This window comes from Microbacterium sp. LTA6, from assembly GCF_045690355.1.
Lineage (GTDB): Bacteria > Actinomycetota > Actinomycetes > Actinomycetales > Microbacteriaceae > Microbacterium.
Map to the genome: position 1 here is coordinate 2,289,547 of NZ_CP147855.1, position 23,025 is coordinate 2,312,571.

A 23,025-nucleotide genomic window follows, 5' to 3' on the forward strand; every position below is an offset into this window, starting at 1 on the left:
ATGAGCACTTCCAGCCCCGCCACCGTCGAGCAACGCCTCGCCCCGCGTCGCCGCAGCCTCGGCGCCTGGTTCGCCGACACCGGATGGCGCCACCTGGTCGCCATCGTGGTGAGCGCGTTCGCGCTGTTCCCGCTGCTGTACGTGCTGTCGGCATCACTCAACCCGAAGGGCACGCTGACCGGATCCAACCGGCTGTTCTCCGCCATCGGCATCGACAGCTACGTGCGCATCCTCAGTGATCCGCAGAACCCCTACGGGCTGTGGTTCCTGAACACGCTGATCATCGCTGTCATCACGGGGGGCGCGACCGTCTTCATCGGCGCGCTGGCCGCATATGCCTTCTCGCGCATGCGCTTCGCCGGCCGTCGTATCGGCCTCGTCACGATCGTCGTCGTGCAGATGTTCCCGCAGCTTCTCGCCGTCGTCGCGATCTTCCTGCTCATGTCGACCCTCGGCGACTGGTTCCCGGCGATCGGCCTGAACACGCACACCGGCCTCATCCTGGTCTACCTCGGTGGCGCGCTCGGCGTGAACACCTATCTCATGTACGGCTTCTTTAACACGCTGCCGATGGAGCTCGACGAGGCGGCGCGCATCGACGGCGCCGGGCACGCGCGGATCTTCTTCACCATGATCCTGCCGCTGGTGGCGCCGATCCTCGCGGTGGTCGCACTGCTGTCGTTCATCGGCACGGTCAACGAATACGTGATCGCCAGCGTCATCCTCGGCGATGTCGAACAGCAGACATTGGTCGTCGGTCTCACTAAGCTCGTCGCGAACCCGCGTTACGCCGACTGGTCGGCGTTCTCGGCCGGCGCGGTCATGGCCGCAATCCCGGTGATGATCCTGTTCCTCTTCCTGCAGCGGTACATCGTCGGCGGGCTGACAGCGGGGTCCGTGAAGTAGGAGCTTCTCATGACTGTTCTGCTGCCCCATCACGATGGGTCGCCGCTCCACGTCTCGAACGACGCACCGCGGCTCGGCGACGTCGTCACCGTCCGCCTGCGGGTTCCGGCGGGGTACGGGCCGATCGCCGATATCCGCACCCGATCCAACCCCGACCATGAGCCGGAGTGGACGGCCGCAACCAGCATCGGAATCGCCGACGGCTGGGAGTGGTGGGAAGCGCCGATCACGGTGCGCAACCCGCGCCACGGTTATCGCTTCGCGATCGAGCACGCAGACGGCACGCTCGAATGGCTGAATCAGACGGGCATCCACCGCCTGGAGACCTTGGATGCCGAGGACTTCGCACTCGTCGCGAACTCGGCGCCGCCCGCCTGGTTGCATGAGTCCGTGATGTACCAGGTGTTCCCCGACCGCTTCGCGAGGTCGGCGCAGGCAGACGATCGGCCGACCCCGGACTGGGCGCTGCCGGCTGCCTGGAACGACCCCGTCGACCCGGTGATGCCGGCGCGGGCGACCCAGTTCTACGGCGGCGACCTCGACGGCCTGACCGAGAAGCTCGATCATCTCGTCGGTCTCGGGGTCAACCTGCTCTATCTCACCCCGGTGTTCCCCGCCGCCTCCAATCACCGCTACGACGCGTCCCGCTTCGACGCCGTCGATCCGATGCTGGGCGGCGACGAGGCCTACATCCGTCTTGTCGAGGCAGCGCATGCGCGCGGCATCCGCGTCATCGGCGACCTCACCAGCAACCACTCCGGCGATCGCCATGAGTGGTTCCGTGCGGCGTACGGTCACCCGGGAGCTCCGGAAGAGGACTTCTACTACTTCACCGACGAGGGCAATACCGAGTACGAGTGCTGGCTGGGCGCGAAGAGCCTGCCGAAGTTCAACTGGGCATCCGAAGAACTCCGCGAGCGTTTCATCACCGGCGACGATTCGATCGTCGCGAAGTGGCTGAAGCCGCCGTACAACGCCGACGGCTGGCGCGTCGATGTGGCCAACATGACCGGTCGCCTCGGCGATATCGATCTCAACACCGAAGTGCGCCGGCTGCTGCGCGAGACGATCCTGGGCATCAACCCGGATGCGATCCTGCTGGGGGAGTCGACGAACGACGCGGCGAGCGATCTGCAGGGCGACGGATGGCACGGGGCGATGACCTACCCGTCCTTCACCCGTCCCCTCTGGGGATGGCTGAGCGAGCCGAACCTCGAGCCGTATCTGAATGCTCAGGGCGGCGAGGAAACCGTGCCCTGGTTCTTCGGGATGCCGATCGGCGGCATCCCGCGGTACACGGCACGCGACTTCGTCGACGCGGTCACGCGGTTCACAGCCGGCATCCCGTGGCGGGTGCGCCAGGGGAACATGCAGCCTCTGGACACGCACGACACCGGCCGATTCGCGACCAACGCCGCGCCGGGAACGGTGCCGGTGGCCGTCGGGCTGTCGATGACGATGCCGGGGGTCCCGGTCGTGTTCGCCGGCGACGAATTCGGTCTGACCGGGGTCGACGGAGAGGCGAGTCGCACTCCGATCCCGTGGGGCACCGAGACCGCCCCCGATGTGGCCGAGCGGCTGTCCCTGTACCGCGATCTGGTCGCGCTCCGGCGCCGGCATCCGGTGCTGGGAACGGGCGGGCTGCGGTGGCTGCACGTCGACGATGCGGCCGTGGTGTTCGTTCGGGAGTCGGCCGACGAGTCGGTCCTGGTGCTGGCGACGAGAGACGGCGTGGATGCCGGGCTGCCGGCGGGTGCGCTCCTCGGCGCTGCGGCCGCCGAAGCACTGTTCGGCGAAGCGACGCTCGCCGTGGCATCCGACGGCTCCGTCGACATCGTCGCCGAGGGGCCGATGTTCGCGGCCTGGAGTCTTCCCGGCGTGACCGTCCCGGCGTGACCGTCCCGGCGTGACCCTCCCGGCGTGACCTTCTCGGTTCGCTGAGGGGAACGCTGGTCAGTTTTCGGCCGCGACCTGCTGCTTCTGGCCGCCGCTGACCGAGGCTAGGACCTCGTCCTGAGTGACCGTCACGGCGAGCCACAGCGCACCCGTGAGAACCGGGTTGCCCTCGACTGTCGTCAGCAGCACCGGCGGCCGCGCGGTGACGATCGCGTACAGATGGTGCTGCACCAGGCTTCGGAGGCGGTCGGATCCGGCAGCGGAGAGGGAGCCAGCGAGTACTAGGAGTTCCGGGTCGATGATCGCGACGACGGCGGATAGGCCGAGGGCGAGGCGGCGTGCGATCTCATCGAGCGCGGCTGCAGCGCCCTCGGCATCCGAGTCGACGGCCGCAGCCAGCGCCTCGGTGACCGTGTCGCCCGTGAAGCCGTGCTGACGGAGAACCTCTTCGAGTGCCGGTGCGCCGGCCAGAGCCTGCATCCCGTTGCTGCCGTACTCCGGCGATTCCTGCACGGTGGGGGCACCGGGAATGGGCATGTCAGAGATCTCGCCCGCGCCACCGGTGAGCCCGCGATGGAGCCGGCCACCCAGCATCAGCCCCATTCCGATCCCGTCGGAGACCCAGAGCAGCGCGAAGCTGTCGAGGCCCTCGGCGGCACCGCTCACCCGTTCTGCGATCGCGGCCAGGTTGACGTCATTCTCGATATCGATCGGAACGCCGACACGCGCCTCGATCGTGCTGGAGAGTCCTGCCCGTTGCCACCCGGGGATGTGTGCGGCGAAGCGCAGGCGATCCGTGGTCGGATCGATCGCTCCCTGGATGCCGATGACGACCCGGCGCAGATCGGTGAGGTCGATCCCGGCGGCTGCGCAGGCGCCGGCGAGGGCGGCATGCACGTCCGCCGCCGGATCGGGGGTCTTGTCCGACAGGGTCGGAAGCTCGAACTCGCCGACGATCGTGCCGGCGAAGTCGACCACAGTGGCCGCGATCCGCTCGGGGGTCACGTCCAGCGCGGCCATGTGGGCGATGCGCGCATCGGCGCTGAACAACTCGGCTGCGCGCCCGATCGCGCCGTCGCGGTTGCCGTCGCTCTTCACGAGTGACATCTCCCGCAGCTGGGAGAGGAGGTGGGAAGCCGTCGGTTTGGAGACGCCGAGGCTGGCGGCGATCTCCGGTCGGGTCAGCGGACCATGATCAAGCAGCAGACGGAGTGCAGCACGAGCGTTGATGGCCCGGACCACGCCGGTGCCGATGGGAGGGCTGGCGCCGGTAGGTGGATTGAGCACGGTGTCCTCGAGGATTCTGGGTCGGGTGAAATCGAATGCTACCGAAGCTACGCCCCGGTGAACGCACTGAGAAGTATCGAGTTCACCATTGCGCCCGGGGGATGCTCGGTGTATAACTTCGGAAAGGACGTTTCTTAACGTTCAACCCGACCCCCCTCGGAGGAACTCATGCGTCATCGTCGACCATTGCTCGCCTTACTGGCTGCGGCCCTCGTCATACCCCTCGCCGGGGTAGTGGCGACGTCCGCGCAGGCGGCGCCCGTCACCCTTCGCGACCCGATCAAGCGCGAGGTCGCCATGGCGGTCATGATCTCCGCCGAGAACTCGGATATCCAGTGGTGGACCAAGTACGGCTACATCGAGCCGATCAACGACCACCGCGGCTACACCGCCGGTATCGTCGGCTTCACGTCGGGCACGGGCGACATGCTCGAGCTGGTGAAGTACTACACCAGCAAGGTTCCGAACAACAACCTGGCCAAGTGGATCGACGAGCTCGAGGATGTGAACGGCACCGATAACATCGGCCCACTCGGCTCTGCATACGTAGCGGACTGGGAGGCAGAGGCTCAGCAGCCTCGCTGGCAGCAGGCGCAGCGCGACATGGTCAACCGGATGTACTTCGATGTGTCCGTCGACCAGGCCATCGCCGACGGACTGGGCCCGCTCGGCCAGTTCATCTACTTCGACGCCTACGTCATGCACGGCGACGGGGGCAACACCGGGTTCGACGCGATGCGCACCAGGACGCGTGCGAAGGCGAAGACTCCGGCCTCGGGTGGTACGGAGGCGGCCTATCTGAAGGCCTTCCTCGACGAGCGCCGCACGACGATGAAGAACGCGCCGGAAGACGTGGATGGGGCATGGGAAGACACCAGCCGCATCGACACCGCGCAGCGTGTCTTCCTCAACAACGGCAACTTCAACCTCAACACGCCCCTGACCTGGGCCGTGTACGGCGAGTCCTTCTCGCTCCCCGCGACCGTGACGCCGCACTGGCCTGCCGACATCCCCTACACGGACCCCGGTACGCCGACCCCGACTCCGACGCCCACGTCGAACCCGGGCACCGGCACGCTGATCTCGAAGAACCGGCCGGCGACGGCATCCACGGTCGAGGCGGCCGGCCATGAGGCCGCGAAGGCCGTTGACGGCGACGTGACCACGCGCTGGGCGAGCACCGAAGGTGTGGAGAACCAGTGGGTACGCGTCGATCTCGGCGCCGGCGCGAAGGTCGACAAAGTCGTCCTGAAGTGGGAGGCGGCCTACGCCTCGAAGTACCGCATCGAAACCTCCAACGACGGCACCACCTGGACTGTGCTCAAGACCGAGTCCGCCGGCAACGGTGGCACCGACGAGCACACCGCCTTGAACGGCACCGGACGGTACCTGCGGATCTTCGGCACCGCACGAGGCACGGCCTACGGCTACTCGCTGTTCGAGGTCGAGGCCTACGGCACAGCCGGTGGTACGACGCCGACGCCGACCCCGACTCCGACGCCGACTCCGACCTCGACGCCGACGCCGACTCCGACGCCGACTCCGACGGCCGACGTGCTGATCTCCAAGAACAAGACCACCACCACCTCAACCGTGGAGGCGGCAGGTCACGAGGGTGCCAAAGCCGTTGACGGCGATGCCACCACCCGTTGGGCGAGCATCGAAGGCGTTGACCCCCAGTGGATCAGCGTCGACCTCGGTACCGGAGCGAAGGTCAACAAGGTCGTGCTGAAGTGGGAGGCGGCCTATGGCAAGAACTACACCATCGACATCTCCAACGACGGCACCACCTGGACCACGCTGAAGACCGAGTCCGCCGGTAACGGTGGCACCGATGAGCACGTGAACTTGAACGGCACGGGACGCTACCTGCGCATCAAGGGCACCGCACGCGGCACGACCTACGGGTACTCGCTGTTCGAGCTCGAGGCGTATGGCACGGCCGGCACCGGTGGGGGCAACCCCAACCCGGGTACGTCGTTCACGGTGGTCGCCGCTGGTGACATCGCCGGTCCGAACTGCACGACGCGTGGAGTGCCGACCGACAACGGAGACATGCAGTCCGACTGCAAGCACTTCGAGACGTTCGATCGTGCGAAGGCGATCAACCCGGCGTTCTACATCACCCTCGGCGACATGCAGTACGACGACGGTCACATGGAGGACTTCATGGGCGCGTACAACAAGACCTGGGGCACGGTCAAGAACAACACCTGGCCTGTCCCGGGCAACCACGAGACGTACGACGACTACGAGAACCTGGACCCGAAGGCGTACCGCGACTATTTCGGAAGCCGTGCCACGCCTCAGGGCAAGATGTACTACAGCTACAACTACGGCAACTGGCACTTCATCGCGCTGGACTCCAACAACGTCGATGACCAGGCGCAGCGCGACTGGCTGGCAGCGGATCTCGCGTCGAACACCAAGCAGTGCGTGGCCGCGTACATGCATCACCCGGGATACAGCTCGGGCAGCCACGGCAACGAGCCGGTGGCCCAGCCCTTCTGGAAGATGCTCGCGAACGCGAACGTTGAGCTCGTGCTCAGCGGACACGATCACGACTACGAGCGCTTCGCTCCGATGAACGCCTCTGGTGCTGCGTCCTCCTCCGGGACGGTCCAGATCGTCAGCGGCCTCGGCGGCCACGAGATGCGCGACTTCGGCAACACCAAGCCGAACAGCGTGAAGCGCATCAACACCGCGTACGGGGTGTCGCAGCTCGACTTCACCGACACCACCGTGACGCAGAAGTTCGTCGACATCGGCGGCAACGTGCTCGACAGCACCACGATCACCTGCCACTGACGAACATGTATCTCGCCGGCAGCAAAGCGCGGCAAGACGAAGGCAGCACGGCGGTCCACCCTCAGGTGGGCCGCCGTGCGGCTGGAGTCGGCAGCACCGCGATCGCACTCGGAGCGGTGAGCCTGCTCACCGATCTCTCCTCAGAAATGGTCACGGCGGTCCTCCCGCTGTACCTCGTCATCGGGCTGGGCATGTCCCCGCTCGCCTTCGGCTTCCTCGACGGCCTCTACAACGGCGTCACCGCCTTCGTGCGGCTTCTCGGCGGGCACCTCGCTGACCGCTGGTCGCAGCACAAGCTCGTCGCCGGCATCGGTTACGGGCTTTCCGCCGTCTGCAAGCCGTTCCTTCTGCTTTCTGGGTCCTCGACGACGGCGCTCTCTGCGACGCTGGCGATCGACCGGATCGGCAAGGGCATCCGCACCGCCCCGCGCGACGCGCTGATCTCGCTGTCGGTCGACGACGCGCACCAGGGGCGTGCCTTCGGTGTTCACCGCGCCATGGACACGGCCGGTGCGCTGATGGGTCCGCTCGTCGCGTTCGCCCTGCTCTGGTTCGTGGCGGATGCCTTCGACGCGGTCTTCATGGTGAGCTTCTGCGTCGCCACTCTCGGCGTGATCGTGCTCATCGCGTTCGTGCCGGGGCGCAAGTCGATGCCGGTCGGAGCGCCGCGTCCGACACTGCGAGAGACGCTCGGCCTTCTGGCGGAGCCGAAGTTCCGTCGGCTCCTGATCGCTGCGACGATCCTCGGGCTCGCGACGATCGGCGATGGTTTCCTGTACCTCGGTCTTCAGGAACGTCTGCAGCTCGACGTCGCGTTCTTCCCGCTGCTGCCTCTCGGCAGCGCCCTGGTCTACCTTCTGCTCGCGGTGCCGATGGGCAAGCTCGCGGATCGCATCGGTCGTCGACTTCCGTTCCTGCTGGGCAACCTCGCCCTGGTCGGCGCGTACTCGACGCTGCTGCTGCCGATCGAAGGCCCGATCCTGCTCGTGCTGCTGCTCGCGCTGCTCGGTATCTTCTACGCAGCGACCGACGGCGTGCTGATGGCCCTCGCCGGCCCCGACATCCCGCGGGAGCGCCGTGCCGGCGGTCTCGCGCTGCTGCAGACCGGGCAGGCTACCGGCCGGCTCTTCGCCGCGGTCATGTTCGGTGCTGCCTGGACCTTCTGGGGCGTGGCGACGGCGCTTGCGGCCGCCGCAGTCGTCCTGCTGCTGGTCCTGATCGCCGCAGCCGTGCTGATCCGGCCGGAGCCGCGTGTGCAGGAGGTCGCCGAATGACCACGGAGGCGGATGCTCTCGCGTCGGACGTTACGGAGCCAGCGCCGGAGACCGAGCCCGACGGGCGCTCGCTGAAGAAACGGCTGCTGCTCGTCGGGGTCGCAGCTCTCGCGCTCGCGGCCATCGGCATCGGGTACACCGTGTGGGCCGGTGCTCGACCTTCGGACAGCGCGTACGCGTCGGGGGATGCTGCGCCGGTGAGCGATCCTGGCCTCTACCTCCACGATCAAGGCGGCTATGTCGTGCTCCAGGACGGTGGTGGAAAGGTCAGCGTCGACGACGGTTCGAAGACGCCGCCGCGCACCGGCACCGGTGTGGATTGCCTCCGCTTCTACGCGGCGGGGGAGAACGCCGTGTGCGTGCGTCCGCAGGGCGGACTGAAGCCGATGACGACGGTGGAGATCCTGGACACCGAACTCGCGGTCAAGGAGACCTTCAAGTTCGAAGGGGTGCCGAGTCGCGCGCGGGTGTCGCCGTCCGGGAAGATGATCGCGTGGACGCTGTTCGTCACCGGTGACAGCTATGCCGGGACGAACTTCTCGACGAGGACGGGCCTGTACGACGTCGACTCGAACTATCTCGTGGACTCCATCGAGGAGATTCAGTTGTACATCGACGGCAAGCGCGTGCGCCGGCCGGATGTGAACTACTGGGGTATCACCTTCGCCGCGGACGACAACACCTTCTACGCGACCGTGGCCACCGACGGGAAGACCTATCTCGTCAAGGGTGACTACGAGAACTGGACGGCGACGACCGTGCGGGAGAACGTGGAGTGCCCGTCTCTCTCTCCGGACGAAACCAGGCTGGTCTTCAAGAAGCGCGTGAACGAGGGCGTCGAGGATCCCTGGCGGCTGTACGTCCTCGATCTGGAGACGATGCAGGAGAAGCCGCTGGCTGAGGATCGGAATGTCGACGATCAGGCGGCGTGGCTCGATGACGATACGGTCGCGTACATGATCGACGGTGACGTCTGGTCAGTGCCGGCCGACGGCAGCGGTGAGCCGAAGCTGATCGCACCCGATGCGACGTCGCCCGTCATGGTCGGCGGCTGACGCGAGTCCGAGAAGGCGGTGTCTTCGGGCACCGCCTTTTTTCGGACCGGCTACCTTGCGTTGCATGCTACCTTGTCATGCATGACAGCGGACGTCGGTGCGCAGATGCGCAAGGGAGTGGTCGAGTACTGCGTGCTCGGACTCCTTGCGCGCGAGCCGATGTACGGCTGGCAGCTCGCCGAAGCGCTCACCGCGGCCCGGCTGATCGCCAGTATCGGCACGCTCTACCCGCTGCTCGGTCGGCTGCGTGACAACGGATGGGTCAGCACGTTCGACCTCCCGTCGGAAAGCGGTCCGGTGCGCAAGTACTACCGGTTGACGGATGCCGGCACCTCCCAGCTCGCGCATTTCCGTGTGCAGTGGACGCCGTTCGCTCGGGTCGTCAGCGGGCTCGTCGGAGAGGGATAGACATGTCTGAGAACGAAGTCGCCTGGCAGCGCGAGGAATTCCTCGCCCGACTCGACGCCGCGATGCGCGACGTGCCCCACGGTGTCGCCACGGACATTCGTCGGGGGATCCTGGAAGAGCTCGAAGGGTTGGATGCGAACGCGACGGCGGAGCGCATCGCACGCCTCGGCGATCCGGTGCTGATCGCCACGGAGGCTCGGATGGACGGTGCGGATGCGGCGGCCCCCGCGCCCGTTGTCGTGGCGCCGAGGGAGCCGATGACGCAGACCCGCGGGTTCGCGATCATCGCCGCTCTCGGTTTGGGGTTCGGCGGATTCCTCATTCCTGTCGTGGGTTGGGTCATCGGCGCCGTGCTCGTGTGCCTGAGTCCGCTGTGGAGGCGAAGGGAGAAGATCATCGCGTTCGTCGCCCCATTCGTGTTCGTCGGGCTCTCGGCCCTGATCATCTCCCTGCTGTCGGGGTTCGGGTCGGGAAGCCGCAGCGACTCCACAGGCACCTTCGAGACGCCCGTGGCTAACAATCCATTGGTGCCGTCAGGACTCGACCTGTGGCACAGCGGCTTCCTCTTCGCGTTCCTGCTTCTCCCAGCATCCGGTCTCTGGCTCCTCTGGCGCCTCCGCGGCCGCGCCGCGCGCTGAACCGGCCGTGCCCTGTTGCACTTGCAGGATGAGTGCACGGATGTCGGACGAAAACAGTGAAATCGTCCGACAGGTGTGACAACGTCCTGCAGGTGCAACAGGGCTCCGCGAAACACACGACCGGTTCGTCCTGAATCGGCGCGCTGAGTCCGAGGTCGGCCGGCACCGCCGTAGCCTGAGGGCATGTCACGGGTGGGGGGTCGAAATCTCGCAGTGAGCTGGGTGGCCGGCATCCTGTGCGCCGGCGTGATCGGCGGCCTGCTCTGGTTCGCTGTTCCGATCGTGCCCTCGCTCGTGGAGCTCGCCGGCGGACTTCTCCGAGACGCCTTTCCTTGAGCGAGGCGCGCGGGCCGGATGCCGCGGAATCACGCCGATTGCCGACACGTCGGCACGCCTCCTGGCCCGTGTCTGTCTGCGGCGGTACCCTCACACTGCACACTTCCCACGAGAGGCGCACCCCATGAGTGACCCCGACGTTCCCAAGGACGATAAGCCGAACGACGTGAACGACGTCGTCGACAGCGCGAACGCCGGTCTCGCCGAGGCCGAGGCGGCTCGCGCCGACCTCCCCGACACCACCGCGGACGCTGCTCACGACGCGCATGTCGATCCCGACCTCGCAGCCTTCGAAGAGGCCGAGCGCGACTATCCCGGTACGTTCGCGGCTGCCCAGGCAGCCGAAGCGGCTCGGGTCGACGCAGAGACATCGGTCGTCGACGACGTCAGAGTCACCGAGACCGAGGTGTACGCCGCTCCGCACGTCCACGAGGAATCGGCGATGGCCGGTGCCGCCTACACAGCACCTGTGGCGAACGACGCCGAGACCCGCGTGGTTCCCTCGGAACCCGTGCTCTCGCCGGTTCTGCAGCAGCCGATCTTCGTCCAGGCGCCGGAAGCGCCTCGCGAACGCGGCAACCGCGGCACCGCGGCCGGAATCGGCCTGCTGGCGACTCTCAGCTTCGCGGTCCTGTATCTCGGTGCCGCCCTCGGCTTGGGCGCGATCGCGGGTGACGTCACCGGTGCGAACATCGGCGAAGCGGCGCTCGCTCCACTGACCACATGGGGCTTCTGGGTGCCCGTCGTCGTCTTCTTCATCGGCTTCTGGTTGCTCGGCGCGATCATCAACCGCGGACGCTGGGGCCTGTGGGTGGTCCTGGGAATCCTCGTCGGACTCTTCGCATACGCCGGGCACATCCTCGGTCAGCTGTTCGAAGCCCCCTTCTGGACCCTCACGGCAGCACAGGGCAACGCGCTCGTGGGGGAGCAGTTGCTCGCCCCGCTCGCGATCGCGGCCTTCGTGTTCGCGCGGGAGCTCACCATCTGGTTCGGCGCCTGGGCTGCACGCAGCGGCGCTCGCAAGACGGAACTCAACGCCGAGGCGCAGCGCGAGTACGAGCGAACCCTCGAAGCCGGTCCCACCCTTTCGAGGTAGTCACGAACACCACGACGCCGAACCCCCGCGGATCCGATTCCGCGGGGGTTTCGGCTGTCCTGGCGCTGACGCTTTCGACGGTGAGCTTCTTCGCGCTGACCGTGTTTGGTCTCGGAGCCATGAGCGTTGCGACGGACACCGACATCATCGCGGTGCCGGGGCTCGGCCAGTCGCCGGGAATCGTGGGGATGCTGGCCGCACTCGTCGTGTTCGCCACGACTCTGCGCTCTGCGCTGCGGCGCCAGCATCCGACCTTCCTCGCCGCACCGGTGACGGCGCTGACGACCGCGCTCGTGCACCTGATGGCGGTGTGGTTCGCCACGCTGGTCTCGAGCGGCGACCTCGTGATCGCCACCGTCGTCGCCGGCGGCCTGGTGCAGGGCGGCCCGAGCCTGGTGCTGCTTCTCGCGGCCGCGATCGCGGCCTGGGGCGGTATCGCTCTGCGGCGTACGCGCGCCGAGCATCCGCGTTGGCCGTGGGAGCGCGACGAGGACGAGTGACTGGCGCCCTGAGACCCGCGCCGCGGCGCGATGCGGGAAATCAGGAGGGGGGAGCCCCACGCGCCGTACCCTGGAGACGTGGAGCGCTCATTGGAGACGCAGGTGGATCAGGCCGTCGAGGCCTGGTTGCGCTGGGTGCCGCGCTGGGAGCCGGCGACCCACCGAGGGCGCGTCGCGCCCTGTCGCCGCTGTCTCGGCTCGCCCATCCTGTCTGCGGCCGGCATCGGCGGGAACGTTCCGCACGGTGTGCAGCACGGACTGTCGACGCGCATCAAGACCATCGTCGACCACGCGGTCGCCGACTACACGGCTCGCAACCTCCCGATGCTCCAGCACGAGCTCGACCAGCAGGCGGAGCGCAACCGGGCGCGTAGCTACCGTCCGGCCGAAGACCTTGCGCCCGAATTCGACGGCCTTCCGCTGGATCCGGACCCGGTGCCCGGAGCACCATTCCTGTTCACGATTGCCGGGATGGCCGACGACGCCGCGGACGAGTTGCCGCCGCTGCCGCCGTTGACCGACGAGGCCAAGGCCGCGCTCCGGCAGGAGGTCGCCCTCGCCGACGAGTACGCGAACATGGTGGGGCGCGAGATCTGCGGCATCCTGCTGCGGCATCGGCTCTACATCCAGGCCGCGATCTCCCAGCACGTCGAGCCCCAGATCGAAGCTCTGCTCGCCGAACTCACCGAGTCGCTCGATTCGCCGTTCGACCCCGACGTCTCGTAGCGCCACTCGCCGAAGAAGTCCGTAAGCCGTGTATCGGCTGTGAGGTGACGGTTTCGACTAGGTGTGTCCGGATGCCAGTCACTATCGTTTTTCGATAGATATACGTCGATCTTCGATAGGGGCATCATGCAACCGCGCGTCACCTTCCTGCTCAAGGCTCTCATCGCCGTCATGCTGCTTCTGCTGCTGACGAGCCAGGTCGTCGTGATCCCCGAGGTGGCGCGCATCACCGCGATCCGCAACCCCGACGTCGCTCACCTCGAGCTCCCCGGCATCGTTGGGTCGGTCGTGTTCCTGCTGCTCATCCAGGTCACCCTCATCTGCGTCTGGCGGCTGCTCTCGCTTGTCCGGGCGGAGCGGATCTTCAGCCCCGACGCGTTCCGCTACGTCGACGTGATCCTCGGGGCGCTCATCGCGGCGGGTGTGCTCATCAGCGCCTCGTATGTCGTGATCCTCGCGAACCGTGCCGTCTCCCTTCAGCTCACCCTTCTCGCCGTCCTCGGTGTCGTCGTCAGTGCCGCGCTCGCGCTGCTCGTCGTCGTGCTGCGGGGTCTGTTGCGCAAGGCGCTCGAGCTCGAGCAGGACCTGGCCGAGGTCGTCTGATGCCGATCGTGATCGACCTGGACGTGCAACTCGCGCGCAAGAAGATGAGCGTGCAGGAGTTCGCGGATGCCATCGGCATCACACCGGCCAACGTCGCCGTGCTCAAGAACGGGCGTGCGAAAGCGGTGCGCTTCACGACGCTCGAGGCCATCTGCCGGGTGCTCGAATGCCAGCCGGGGGACATCCTGCGCTGGGTTCCCGGTGATGACGCGGACGAGGAGAGATGATGACGACGACGATGTCGGTACCGGCGGCGACCGGCTGGGGGGAGAGCGTCGCCCGGCGGCTGCTCGATGACCACGCGTGTCCGGTGTGCGTGCAGGGGCCGCTCTCGGGCGGGTACTGCACCCATTGCGGCGCAGACCTGACAGGGCAGATCGGTACCGAACTGTGGAATGCGTCCGTCGCGGCGGCCGAGCAGATCCGCGCGCGGGACGCACTCCTGCACCGCGTGCCGCGCCTACGGCCGGCCCTTCTGAAAGCGGTGCACGCTGAGTCCGGACTCGTGGTGCCGCCTCCGCCGGTCGCCGCGACTCCCGCCGCTGCCGCCCCGACCCCGCGGAACAGTGCAACCCTCCAGTCGGTCCTGGCGACCGCCGGCGCCGGCCTCTTCGCAGTGGCGGCGATCGTCTTCACATACTTCAACCCCGACCTCGCCGATCGCGCGGCCCGCGGCGTGGTCACGGGCCTGATCACGCTGATCTTCCTCGGTGGCGCGTGGTTGCTGGCGCGGCGTCGACTGCAGTTCTCTGCCGAGGCGGTGGGTGGGCTCGGCCTGGTCTTCGCCGGCCTGGACGTGCATGCCGCCGTACAGCTCGCCGCTCCCGGGGCGAACGCCTGGCTGACCGCTGCTCTCGTGACCGCGGCGGCAGCCGGAGTCATCCTGGCAGCGGCGCTGCGCTCGGGGATTCGGATCTGGCTGTGGACAGCTCTGGTCGCGCTGGCGGTCACTCCGGCGATGCTCGGATATGCCGCTGATGCTCCGCTCCTCATCGCGCTCGGTCACGTCGCAGTCGCGTTCGCGGCGGCAGGGATCGTCGAGGTGCTTCCGCCGTTGGCGGCGCGATTCCCGCGGGCGGTTTCTGCGGATACGGATGCGGACGCCGATACAACGGATGCGGATAGGACGGATGCCGACACGACGGACGTGACCGCCCTGGCCGGCCGGGGGAGTGGCGGTGCGCCGAGGCGTCTGCTGACGGCAGAGCGCACGACGCTGGTCGCCCTCCAACTGCTCGCCGTGCTCAGCGCGCTGGTGCTGACGCTGCGCCTTCCGTCCGCCGACGCGACGGCCTTCGCGTTCTCGGTGAGCGGGGTGCTCGCCCTCGTCGCCGCGCACGCGCTCGTCGCCTCGCGGCAGGCGCTGACGCGGCTGTGGAGCTTCGCCGCGGGCGCGACCGCCGCGACCGCCCTGACCGTCGGTGTCTACGGTGCGAACCAACCGGCCGTCGTCGGAGGCGCCTGGTTCCTCGCGATCATCCCGGCGGCCGCGGCCGGCGCCCTGGTTCTCGTCGGAGGCCTGCTTCCCCTGCCGAGACGGACCCGGCGCGGCTTCCTCGTGGGTGGCGCACTCACCGTGCTGGCGGCGGTCGGTGCTCTGCCGCTCCAGTTCTCCGTGTTCACCGGTGGTTTCACCGTGATCGATTTCCTCCGCTTCAGTGGCGGGGACGTAATGGCGGGCGCCGGGACCGACCAATGGGGCTGGGCGCCGTTGGTGGGGCTGACCGCGATGGCCGTCGGCCTCGCCCTGTTCGGCATCGTCGCGCGTCGGCGTCCCGAGATCCGGGGTCTTGCCAAGGGGACGGACACGGTGGCGGTCATGCTGGGCGTCGTCGTCATCCTGACGCTCGGCTGCCTGCGGGTGCTCCCGCTGCCGGCGGCCGTCGGCGTGCTCGCCGGATTCGCCGCGGTCGTCGGATTCGCGCTCCGGGGGCTCCCTCTGCTGCGCCAGGCCCGCGGGGGCCTGCGCCTGCCTCTCCTGATCGGCGCGCACCTCGCGATCCTGGTCTCGGTCATGATCGCATGGCGCGATCTCGCGATCGTCACACCCGCCGGAGTGGCGAGCATCGTCGCGCTCGCGGCCGTCGGCGCCGCGTCCGCCCGGGGGAGCCGCTTCCTGCATGTCGGTCTCGGGTTCGGCTACGCACTGGTCATCACATCGACCGCTCTCTCGCAGGCCGGTGTCGGCGGTATCGCGCTCCTCTGCCTCACCGCATCCGCCGGTCTCGCCGTCGCGATCGCCGCGACCTTCCTGCCGCGCATCGGAGCACGCGCCTGGCAGGCGGTGCTCGTCGTCGCTGCGGTGCCGTTCGGCCTCGGGGTCGTCCAGGTGATGTACGAGCGCAGCGGGTGGACCGCGGTCTCGACCGGGCTGATGTTCGTCCTCGCCGTCTCGCTGCTGCTGACCCGCCGCCCAGGACTCACACCGGTCGTGCGCACCGCGGCCGCAGGAATGCTGGTGCCGACCCTCGCCGTCGTGATCGTCTGTCTCGGCGCGCAGGTTCTCGCCGCCAGCGCGTCGCCGGTGACGCTGCCCGTCATCGCCGTGCTGGTCGCAGCGGTGCTGCCTTCGACCACGCTGATCAGCGAGGCGCTCGCGATGCACGGCATCGGTGTGCGGGCATCGGACGCTGCGCGGGTGGCGATCGAGGCGTCGGCTCTTCTCACGGGGGCGATCGCGGTCGGTCTTGCTCTGGTGCGGGATGCCGCAGGGCTGGGGACGACCTTCCTGGTGCTGCTGATCCTCGGCGTCGGAGCCGTCGCGAGTGCCGTGTTCACCGGTCGTCGCTACGCGTGGTGGGTCGCGGCGGCCTCCTTCACTGGTGCGCTCTGGTGCGTCTGGGGCCTGATCGGCGTCGATCTGCTCGAGGCCTATCTGCTCCCGCCGGCGCTCGGCGCCGCGAGCGTGGCGGTCGTGCTCACCGTCCGCGGTCGACGGGCGACCGGCCTGTACGCGGCGGGCCTCGGCGCGGCGATCGCGCCGCTGCTCGCGGCGCTGGTTCTCGCCGACGCGCGTGCGGACACGGTCCCGTGGCGTGCCGCCGGACTGCTGGCCGCGGCCTGGGTGCTGCTCGGACTCGCCCGATTCCTCGGCTCGGCGTCCGCGAAAGCGATCCGGTTCCGGCGGCTCAGGGTCCTCCGTACGTCGACGTTCGGCGCTGCGGGCCTCGCCGGCCTTGCCGGTTCCGTTCAGGGCATTCGTCTCGGACTCGGCGACGACGTCGCCGACCTGCACGGCGCGATCCTGTTCCTCGTCTGCTTCGGCGTCAGCGCCGTCGGCGCTCTGGCGCTCGCCGCCGCCGGACACGGCATCCGGCTGGCGTCTCCTGAGGGATCGCGGAGACGGACCACGCGCTGGTTGCAGGCTCCTGCTGCATTGGCCCTCGCTGCCGGGACCTGGTGCGCCATCGAACGCGACTGGTTCTCGATCTGGGCGATGTGGGCGCTGATGCTCGCGTACCTGTTCGCCGTCGTCCTCGTCGCCGCGCGCGGAGTGCGCACCGCGATGCCCCCGGTGTGGTTCCTGTTCGCGCTCGCGTTCGTGACGGCGATCGTGGCCTGGAGCCCTCGAGACCTCCGCGTCGAGTGGTTCTCCCTTCCGCTGGGGGCATTCCTGCTGGTCGCGGGCGCATGGGGCATGCGGTCGGATGCCGCGGCGCACGTGGCGACACCGGGGATGCCGGGGGACCGGCCGACGTTGAACAGCTGGCCAGGACGCTGGACGGGATCGTGGGCACTGCTGGCGCCCGGGATCGTGACGATGATGATCGCATCCATCGTGTCGACCTTCACCGATCCGCTCACCTGGCGGGCGATCCTGGTGATGGTGCTCGCGCTCGCCGCGATCCTGGTCGGCTCCGGCCGGCGACTGGCGGCGCCGTTCCTGCTCGGGCTGCTCGTGCTGCCGATCGAGAACGTATTCGTGTTCGCCGTGCAGATCGGTCGCGGCATCGAGTCGATGCCGTGGTGGATCACGCTCGCCGTCATCGGCGCCGTCCTGCTGATCATCGCTGTGACCGCAGAACGACGCACTGGAACGGAGAACTCGATGGCGGCACGCATCCGGGATCTGCGCTGACGCGTGGACCGCGACCGTCCGCCCATTTGACCGCCAGGTTACGCACCATTACACTTGGCCAGGTGTGTGCACGTCTTGACGTGCGCGCTGGGCGTCGGCACCATGCCGGTCCGCCTCCACGGCATACCCACCACACCAAAAGCTCGCCGATTCCGGCGTGCCGGTGGGGCATGATGTGAAATCCATCACGCTGTCACCGTGCAGCACTATGAGGAGAGAACGTGCCAACCATTCAGCAGTTGGTTCGCAAGGGTCGCTCGCCGAAGGTCACCAAGACCAAGACGCCTGCCCTGAAGTCGAACCCGCAGCAGGCCGGGGTCTGCACCCGCGTCTACACCACCACCCCGAAGAAGCCGAACTCGGCGATGCGCAAGGTCGCTCGTGTGAAGCTCCGCAACGGGGCCGAGGTCACCGCCTACATCCCCGGCGAGGGCCACAACCTGCAGGAGCACTCGCTCGTGCTCGTCCGCGGCGGTCGTGTCAAGGACCTCCCCGGTGTCCGTTACAAGATCGTCCGTGGTGCACTCGACACCCAGGCCGTCAAGAACCGTAAGCAGGCTCGTAGCCGCTACGGCGCGAAGAAGGGTTAAGACCAATGCCTCGTAAGGGTCCAGCCCCCAAGCGCCCCGTCGTCAACGACCCGGTATACGGCGCTCCGATCGTCACCTCGCTGGTGAACAAGATCCTCGTCGACGGCAAGAAGTCGCTCGCCGAGTCGATCGTCTACGGCGCCCTCCGCGGCGTCGAGGCGAAGAACGGCGGCCAGGACGCCGTCGCCACCCTCAAGAAGGCGCTCGACAACGTGCGCCCGACCCTCGAGGTCCGCAGCCGCCGCGTCGGTGGCTCGACCTACCAGGTGCCGATCGAGGTCAAGCCGCACCGTGCGAACACTCTCGCGCTGCGCTGGCTCGTCAGCTACGCCAAGGGCCGCCGTGAGAAGACGATGACCGAGCGTCTCCAGAACGAGATTCTGGATGCCTCGAACGGCCTCGGTGCCGCGGTCAAGCGTCGTGAGGACACTCACAAGATGGCCGAGTCGAACCGCGCGTTCGCTCACTACCGCTGGTAAACCCTTCGGCAGGCTCGGTGACGCACCCGCGACGCCGAGCCTGCCGAACACCCCACTCTTCGCAGTACAACTGCTCACCAAGATAAGGACACTCCTGTGGCACAAGAGGTGCTCACCGACCTGAGTAAGGTCCGCAACATCGGCATCATGGCTCACATCGATGCCGGCAAGACCACGACCACCGAGCGCATCCTGTTCTACACGGGTGTCAACCACAAGCTCGGCGAGACGCACGATGGCGCCTCGACCACCGACTGGATGGAGCAGGAGAAGGAGCGCGGCATCACGATCACGTCTGCCGCCGTGACCTGCTACTGGGACAAGAACCAGATCAACATCATCGACACCCCCGGTCACGTGGACTTCACCGTCGAGGTGGAGCGTTCGCTCCGCGTCCTCGATGGTGCGGTTGCCGTCTTCGACGGCAAGGAGGGCGTCGAGCCCCAGTCCGAGACCGTCTGGCGCCAGGCCGACAAGTACAACGTTCCGCGCATCTGCTTCGTCAACAAGATGGACAAGCTCGGCGCCGACTTCTACTTCACGGTCGACACGATCATCAACCGCCTCGGCGCGAAGCCGCTCGTCATCCAGCTGCCGATCGGCGCGGAGAACGACTTCGTCGGTGTCATCGACCTCGTCGAGATGCGCGCACTCGTCTGGGCCGGAGACTCCAAGGGTGACGTCACCATGGGAGCCTCCTACGAGATCCAGGAGATCCCTGAGGACCTCAAGGAGAAGGCGGCCGAGTACCGTCAGCAGCTCCTCGAGACCGTCGCCGAGACCGACGACGTGCTGCTCGAGAAGTTCTTCGGTGGCGAAGAGCTGACCGTCGCCGAGATCAAGGGCGCGATCCGCAAGCTGACCGTCGCATCCGAGATCTACCCGGTGCTGTGCGGCTCCGCGTTCAAGAACCGCGGCGTTCAGCCGATGCTTGACGCGGTCGTCGACTACCTGCCGAACCCGCTTGACGTCGGTTCGATCCAGGCGCACGACCCCAAGGACTACGACACGATCATCGAGCGCCACCCCGACGCGAACGACCCGTTCGCGGCGCTGGCGTTCAAGGTCGCGGTGCACCCGTTCTTCGGTCGCCTCACCTACGTTCGCGTGTACTCGGGTCACCTCGACTCCGGCTCTGCGGTCATCAACTCGACCAAGGGCAAGAAGGAGCGCATCGGGAAGATCTTCCAGATGCACGCCAACAAGGAGATCCCGGTTCCCTCGGTCACCGCCGGCAACATCTACGCGGTCATCGGTCTGAAGGACACCACCACCGGTGACACCCTGACCGACCCGGCATCGCCGGTCGTCCTCGAGTCGATGACGTTCCCCGAGCCCGTCATCGAGGTCGCCATCGAGCCGAAGACCAAGGCCGACCAGGAGAAGCTGGGTGTCGCCATCCAGAAGCTCGCTGAGGAGGACCCGACCTTCCGCACGGAACTCAACCCCGAGACCGGTCAGACGACCATCAAGGGCATGGGCGAACTGCACCTCGACATCCTCGTCGACCGCATGAAGCGCGAGTTCAACGTCGAGGCGAACGTCGGCAAGCCGCAGGTGGCGTACCGCGAGACGATCCGCAAGGCCGTCGAGAAGCACGACTACACCCACAAGAAGCAGACCGGTGGATCGGGTCAGTTCGCAAAGATCCAGTTCAACATCGAGCCGCTCGATCTGGATGCCGACAAGACGTACGAGTTCGTCAACGCCGTCACCGGTGGTCGCATCCCGCGCGAGTACATCGGATCGATCGATGCCGGTTTCCAGGACGCGATGAACGTCGGCGTCCTCGCCGGCTACCCGATCGTCGGCGTCAAGGCGACCATCGTCGATGGTGCGGCGCACGACGTCGACTCCTCGGAGATGGCGTTCAAGATCGCCGGATCGATGGGCTTCAAGGAGGCGCTTCGTCGCGCCAGCCCTGTGCTCCTCGAGCCGCTGATGGCCGTCGAGGTCCGTACTCCTGAGGAGTACATGGGCGACGTCATCGGCGACCTGAACTCGCGTCGTGGCCAGATCCAGTCGATGGAGGATGCCGCAGGCGTCAAGGTCGTCCGCGCACAGGTTCCGCTGTCCGAGATGTTCGGATACATCGGCGACCTGCGCTCGAAGACCTCGGGTCGCGCCGTCTACTCGATGGAGTTCCACAGCTACGCTGAGGTTCCCCGCGCGGTGGCCGACGAGATCGTCCAGAAGACCAACGGCGAGTAACACTTCTGGGAGCCGGGTTCGCGCCCGGCTCCCAGGTCCCCTACAACTTCACATTCCCTCTCTACTAAACTGAGAATCAAACCCGTAGAGAACCGGTCACAATCCAGTGCCCGGCACCCTCTACACGAACGTCCTGAGGAGGACCCAGTGGCTAAGGCCAAGTTCGAGCGCACCAAGCCGCACGTCAACATCGGAACCATCGGTCACGTCGACCACGGCAAGACCACGCTCACTGCAGCGATCTCGAAGGTTCTTGCTGACAAGTTCCCGTCGGCGACCAACGTTCAGCGCGACTTCGCGTCGATTGACTCCGCTCCTGAAGAGCGTCAGCGCGGCATCACGATCAACATCTCGCACGTCGAGTACGAGACCCCGAAGCGTCACTACGCACACGTTGACGCTCCTGGTCACGCCGACTACATCAAGAACATGATCACCGGTGCTGCTCAGATGGACGGCGCGATCCTCGTGGTCGCCGCCACCGACGGCCCGATGGCCCAGACCCGTGAGCACGTTCTGCTCGCCAAGCAGGTCGGCGTGCCGTACCTGCTCGTCGCGCTCAACAAGAGCGACATGGTCGACGACGAGGAGATCCTGGAGCTCGTCGAGCTCGAGGTCTCCGAGCTGCTCGCATCGCAGGGCTTCGACGAGAACGCTCCTGTCGTCCGCGTCTCGGGCCTCAAGGCTCTCGAGGGCGACGAGAAGTGGGTCCAGTCGATCCTCGACCTCATGGACGCCGTCGACGCGAGCGTTCCGGACCCGATCCGCGACAAGGACAAGCCGTTCCTGATGCCGATCGAGGACGTCTTCACGATCACCGGTCGTGGCACGGTCGTCACGGGCCGCGCCGAGCGTGGAACGCTCGCGATCAACTCCGAGGTCGAGATCGTCGGCATCCGCAACACCCAGAAGACCACGGTCACGGGTATCGAGATGTTCCACAAGCAGCTCGACGAGGCATGGGCCGGCGAGAACTGTGGTCTCCTGCTCCGTGGCCTCAAGCGTGAGGACGTCGAGCGCGGCCAGGTCGTCGTCAAGCCGGGTTCGGTTACGCCGCACACCGACTTCGAGGGCACCGCGTACATCCTGTCCAAGGATGAGGGTGGGCGTCACAACCCGTTCTACACGAACTACCGCCCGCAGTTCTACTTCCGCACCACCGACGTCACCGGCGTCATCTCGCTGCCCGAGGGCACCGAGATGGTCATGCCCGGCGACACCACCGACATGACGGTCGCGCTGATCCAGCCGATCGCCATGGAGGAGGGCCTCGGCTTCGCCATCCGTGAGGGTGGACGCACCGTCGGCGCCGGTACGGTCACGAAGATCATCAAGTAAGCATCTGCTTCCTCGCAAAGGGGTCGGGCCTTCGGGTCCGGCCCCTTTGTCGTATCCCTGAGCATGGGGGTTCCCTTTTGGGGGCGCGCCCATGCAGAATAAGTGAGAGTTGACGGGACCGTCGGCTGCAGACACCTCATAGGGGGACACATGGGTATCCAGGAATCGTTCAACGGCGCCGTCGACAAGGGCAAGGAACTCTTCGAGCAGAACCGCGACAAGATCGAAGAGGCCGTCAAGAGCGAGCAGGCCGAGGACGTCAGCGACAAGGTCCTCGACGGCGTCGCCGACTTCGCGAAGAAGATCGCACCGGGTGCGGCGGACAAGATCGATGAGATCCGCGACAACGCCGACAAGGCCGTCGGCAACGAGTAGCAGTCGGACCACACGCGTCGAACGGCGGCTCATCCCCTCGGGATGGGCCGCCGTTCTGCTGCGTGTGGCGACACTCGCAGCGAGATACTCGCGCTGAGGGCATGCTGCCCACTAACATGATGCTGACCGCCTGGGGTTCTTGCGGTCACGGATAGTCGAAGGGGTTCGGCAATCCACACTCGCGCGGCTCGCCGCGCACGATCTGGGGACGACGATTTTGGGGATCATCGTACGACGCATGCGCACTCGGCGCTTCGTCGTCTCCATGCCCGCGCAGTGTTTCGCTGCGCCCTCGATCGAGGGTCTCGACGTCCCTTCACGTCTGGATCCTCGCGTTCGATGCCTCCCCCTCGCATCGGACGCTCCCCAGGCAGGGCGAGGCATGGGGATGCCTCGCCCTGCCGTTGGGTGACACCCGGAT

20 protein-coding genes are annotated in these 23,025 nt (G+C 67.1%); 19 read left to right on the top strand and 1 reads right to left on the bottom strand.

The window, feature by feature from the left end; translation table 11 throughout:
* Positions 1-906, top strand: a complete 906-nt coding sequence (locus tag LTA6_RS10665) for a sugar ABC transporter permease (RefSeq protein ID WP_363548540.1) — start codon at positions 1-3, stop codon at positions 904-906.
* Between the two features lie 9 nt (positions 907-915).
* Positions 916-2,802 carry a glycoside hydrolase family 13 protein gene (locus LTA6_RS10670; protein ID WP_407357809.1) on the top strand — a complete coding sequence of 629 codons (1,887 nt, stop codon included), beginning with the start codon at positions 916-918 and terminating at the stop codon, positions 2,800-2,802.
* A gap of 57 nt (positions 2,803-2,859) precedes the next feature.
* Here the strand turns inward: LTA6_RS10670 and LTA6_RS10675 are convergent, their stop codons facing one another.
* Positions 2,860-4,089 (bottom strand): ROK family protein, encoded by a 1,230-nt coding sequence (locus LTA6_RS10675; RefSeq protein WP_407357810.1) that lies wholly within the window; start codon positions 4,087-4,089, stop codon positions 2,860-2,862.
* Positions 4,090-4,323: 234 nt separating this feature from the next.
* Between LTA6_RS10675 and LTA6_RS10680 the strand changes: the two genes are divergently transcribed.
* The 17 genes from LTA6_RS10680 to LTA6_RS10760 all read left to right on the top strand — a co-directional run bounded on the left by LTA6_RS10680 (position 4,324) and on the right by LTA6_RS10760 (position 22,604).
* Positions 4,324-6,897 carry a chitosanase gene (locus LTA6_RS10680; RefSeq protein WP_407357811.1) on the top strand — a complete coding sequence of 858 codons (2,574 nt, stop codon included), beginning with the start codon at positions 4,324-4,326 and terminating at the stop codon, positions 6,895-6,897.
* Positions 6,898-6,902: 5 nt separating this feature from the next.
* Positions 6,903-8,171: an MFS transporter gene (locus tag LTA6_RS10685; RefSeq protein WP_341973742.1), complete on the top strand. Its 1,269-nt coding sequence runs from the start codon at positions 6,903-6,905 to the stop codon at positions 8,169-8,171.
* The gene (locus LTA6_RS10690; protein ID WP_407357812.1) at positions 8,168-9,226 is read left to right on the top strand and encodes a hypothetical protein; all 1,059 of its coding nucleotides are present in this window, start codon (positions 8,168-8,170) and stop codon (positions 9,224-9,226) included. The genes LTA6_RS10685 and LTA6_RS10690 overlap by 4 nt, the downstream gene beginning before the upstream one ends.
* Before the next feature lie 81 nt (positions 9,227-9,307).
* Entirely contained in the window at positions 9,308-9,634 is a 327-nt protein-coding gene (locus LTA6_RS10695) for a PadR family transcriptional regulator (RefSeq protein ID WP_407357813.1), read from the top strand.
* Positions 9,635-9,636: 2 nt separating this feature from the next.
* Positions 9,637-10,272: an HAAS signaling domain-containing protein gene (locus tag LTA6_RS10700; protein ID WP_407357814.1), complete on the top strand. Its 636-nt coding sequence runs from the start codon at positions 9,637-9,639 to the stop codon at positions 10,270-10,272.
* A 183-nt stretch (positions 10,273-10,455) separates the two neighbouring features.
* Positions 10,456-10,608 carry a hypothetical protein gene (locus tag LTA6_RS10705; protein WP_341973746.1) on the top strand — a complete coding sequence of 51 codons (153 nt, stop codon included), beginning with the start codon at positions 10,456-10,458 and terminating at the stop codon, positions 10,606-10,608.
* A gap of 124 nt (positions 10,609-10,732) precedes the next feature.
* Positions 10,733-11,704, top strand: coding sequence for an ABC transporter (locus tag LTA6_RS10710; RefSeq protein ID WP_407357815.1), 972 nt, complete (start codon positions 10,733-10,735; stop codon positions 11,702-11,704).
* A gap of 119 nt (positions 11,705-11,823) precedes the next feature.
* The gene (locus tag LTA6_RS10715; protein WP_407357816.1) at positions 11,824-12,204 is read left to right on the top strand and encodes a hypothetical protein; all 381 of its coding nucleotides are present in this window, start codon (positions 11,824-11,826) and stop codon (positions 12,202-12,204) included.
* Positions 12,205-12,282: 78 nt separating this feature from the next.
* Positions 12,283-12,930 carry a spermidine/putrescine ABC transporter substrate-binding protein gene (locus LTA6_RS10720; RefSeq protein WP_341973749.1) on the top strand — a complete coding sequence of 216 codons (648 nt, stop codon included), beginning with the start codon at positions 12,283-12,285 and terminating at the stop codon, positions 12,928-12,930.
* Between the two features lie 126 nt (positions 12,931-13,056).
* On the top strand, positions 13,057-13,533 hold the full coding sequence (locus tag LTA6_RS10725) for a DUF2975 domain-containing protein (protein WP_341973750.1): 477 nt from the start codon (positions 13,057-13,059) through the stop codon (positions 13,531-13,533).
* Positions 13,533-13,760, top strand: coding sequence for a helix-turn-helix transcriptional regulator (locus LTA6_RS10730; protein WP_341973751.1), 228 nt, complete (start codon positions 13,533-13,535; stop codon positions 13,758-13,760). Before LTA6_RS10725 ends, LTA6_RS10730 begins: the two co-directional genes overlap by 1 nt.
* Positions 13,760-17,611, top strand: a complete 3,852-nt coding sequence (locus LTA6_RS10735; protein ID WP_407357817.1) for an SCO7613 C-terminal domain-containing membrane protein — start codon at positions 13,760-13,762, stop codon at positions 17,609-17,611. Before LTA6_RS10730 ends, LTA6_RS10735 begins: the two co-directional genes overlap by 1 nt.
* Before the next feature lie 221 nt (positions 17,612-17,832).
* The gene (gene rpsL / locus LTA6_RS10740) at positions 17,833-18,201 is read left to right on the top strand and encodes a 30S ribosomal protein S12 (RefSeq protein ID WP_046013400.1); all 369 of its coding nucleotides are present in this window, start codon (positions 17,833-17,835) and stop codon (positions 18,199-18,201) included.
* Positions 18,202-18,206: 5 nt separating this feature from the next.
* Positions 18,207-18,680 carry a 30S ribosomal protein S7 gene (gene rpsG / locus LTA6_RS10745; RefSeq protein WP_028502477.1) on the top strand — a complete coding sequence of 158 codons (474 nt, stop codon included), beginning with the start codon at positions 18,207-18,209 and terminating at the stop codon, positions 18,678-18,680.
* A 96-nt stretch (positions 18,681-18,776) separates the two neighbouring features.
* The gene (gene fusA / locus LTA6_RS10750; RefSeq protein ID WP_341973753.1) at positions 18,777-20,891 is read left to right on the top strand and encodes an elongation factor G; all 2,115 of its coding nucleotides are present in this window, start codon (positions 18,777-18,779) and stop codon (positions 20,889-20,891) included.
* 147 nt (positions 20,892-21,038) lie between these two features.
* Positions 21,039-22,229: an elongation factor Tu gene (tuf, locus tag LTA6_RS10755; protein WP_102191654.1), complete on the top strand. Its 1,191-nt coding sequence runs from the start codon at positions 21,039-21,041 to the stop codon at positions 22,227-22,229.
* A 150-nt stretch (positions 22,230-22,379) separates the two neighbouring features.
* Positions 22,380-22,604 carry a hypothetical protein gene (locus LTA6_RS10760; protein WP_363548513.1) on the top strand — a complete coding sequence of 75 codons (225 nt, stop codon included), beginning with the start codon at positions 22,380-22,382 and terminating at the stop codon, positions 22,602-22,604.
* Positions 22,605-23,025 lie beyond the last annotated feature (421 nt).

Coding starts and splice junctions, on each gene's coding strand:
- LTA6_RS10665 (WP_363548540.1), top strand. CDS start 1: ATGAGCACTTCCAGCCCCGCCACCGTCGAGCAACGCCTCGCCCCGCGT.
- LTA6_RS10760 (WP_363548513.1), top strand. CDS start 22,380: ATGGGTATCCAGGAATCGTTCAACGGCGCCGTCGACAAGGGCAAGGAA.
- LTA6_RS10725 (WP_341973750.1), top strand. CDS start 13,057: ATGCAACCGCGCGTCACCTTCCTGCTCAAGGCTCTCATCGCCGTCATG.
- LTA6_RS10695 (WP_407357813.1), top strand. CDS start 9,308: ATGACAGCGGACGTCGGTGCGCAGATGCGCAAGGGAGTGGTCGAGTAC.
- LTA6_RS10715 (WP_407357816.1), top strand. CDS start 11,824: ATGAGCGTTGCGACGGACACCGACATCATCGCGGTGCCGGGGCTCGGC.
- LTA6_RS10705 (WP_341973746.1), top strand. CDS start 10,456: ATGTCACGGGTGGGGGGTCGAAATCTCGCAGTGAGCTGGGTGGCCGGC.
- LTA6_RS10735 (WP_407357817.1), top strand. CDS start 13,760: ATGACGACGACGATGTCGGTACCGGCGGCGACCGGCTGGGGGGAGAGC.
- LTA6_RS10685 (WP_341973742.1), top strand. CDS start 6,903: ATGTATCTCGCCGGCAGCAAAGCGCGGCAAGACGAAGGCAGCACGGCG.
- rpsG (WP_028502477.1), top strand. CDS start 18,207: ATGCCTCGTAAGGGTCCAGCCCCCAAGCGCCCCGTCGTCAACGACCCG.
- LTA6_RS10690 (WP_407357812.1), top strand. CDS start 8,168: ATGACCACGGAGGCGGATGCTCTCGCGTCGGACGTTACGGAGCCAGCG.
- LTA6_RS10710 (WP_407357815.1), top strand. CDS start 10,733: ATGAGTGACCCCGACGTTCCCAAGGACGATAAGCCGAACGACGTGAAC.
- LTA6_RS10730 (WP_341973751.1), top strand. CDS start 13,533: ATGCCGATCGTGATCGACCTGGACGTGCAACTCGCGCGCAAGAAGATG.
- LTA6_RS10670 (WP_407357809.1), top strand. CDS start 916: ATGACTGTTCTGCTGCCCCATCACGATGGGTCGCCGCTCCACGTCTCG.
- LTA6_RS10700 (WP_407357814.1), top strand. CDS start 9,637: ATGTCTGAGAACGAAGTCGCCTGGCAGCGCGAGGAATTCCTCGCCCGA.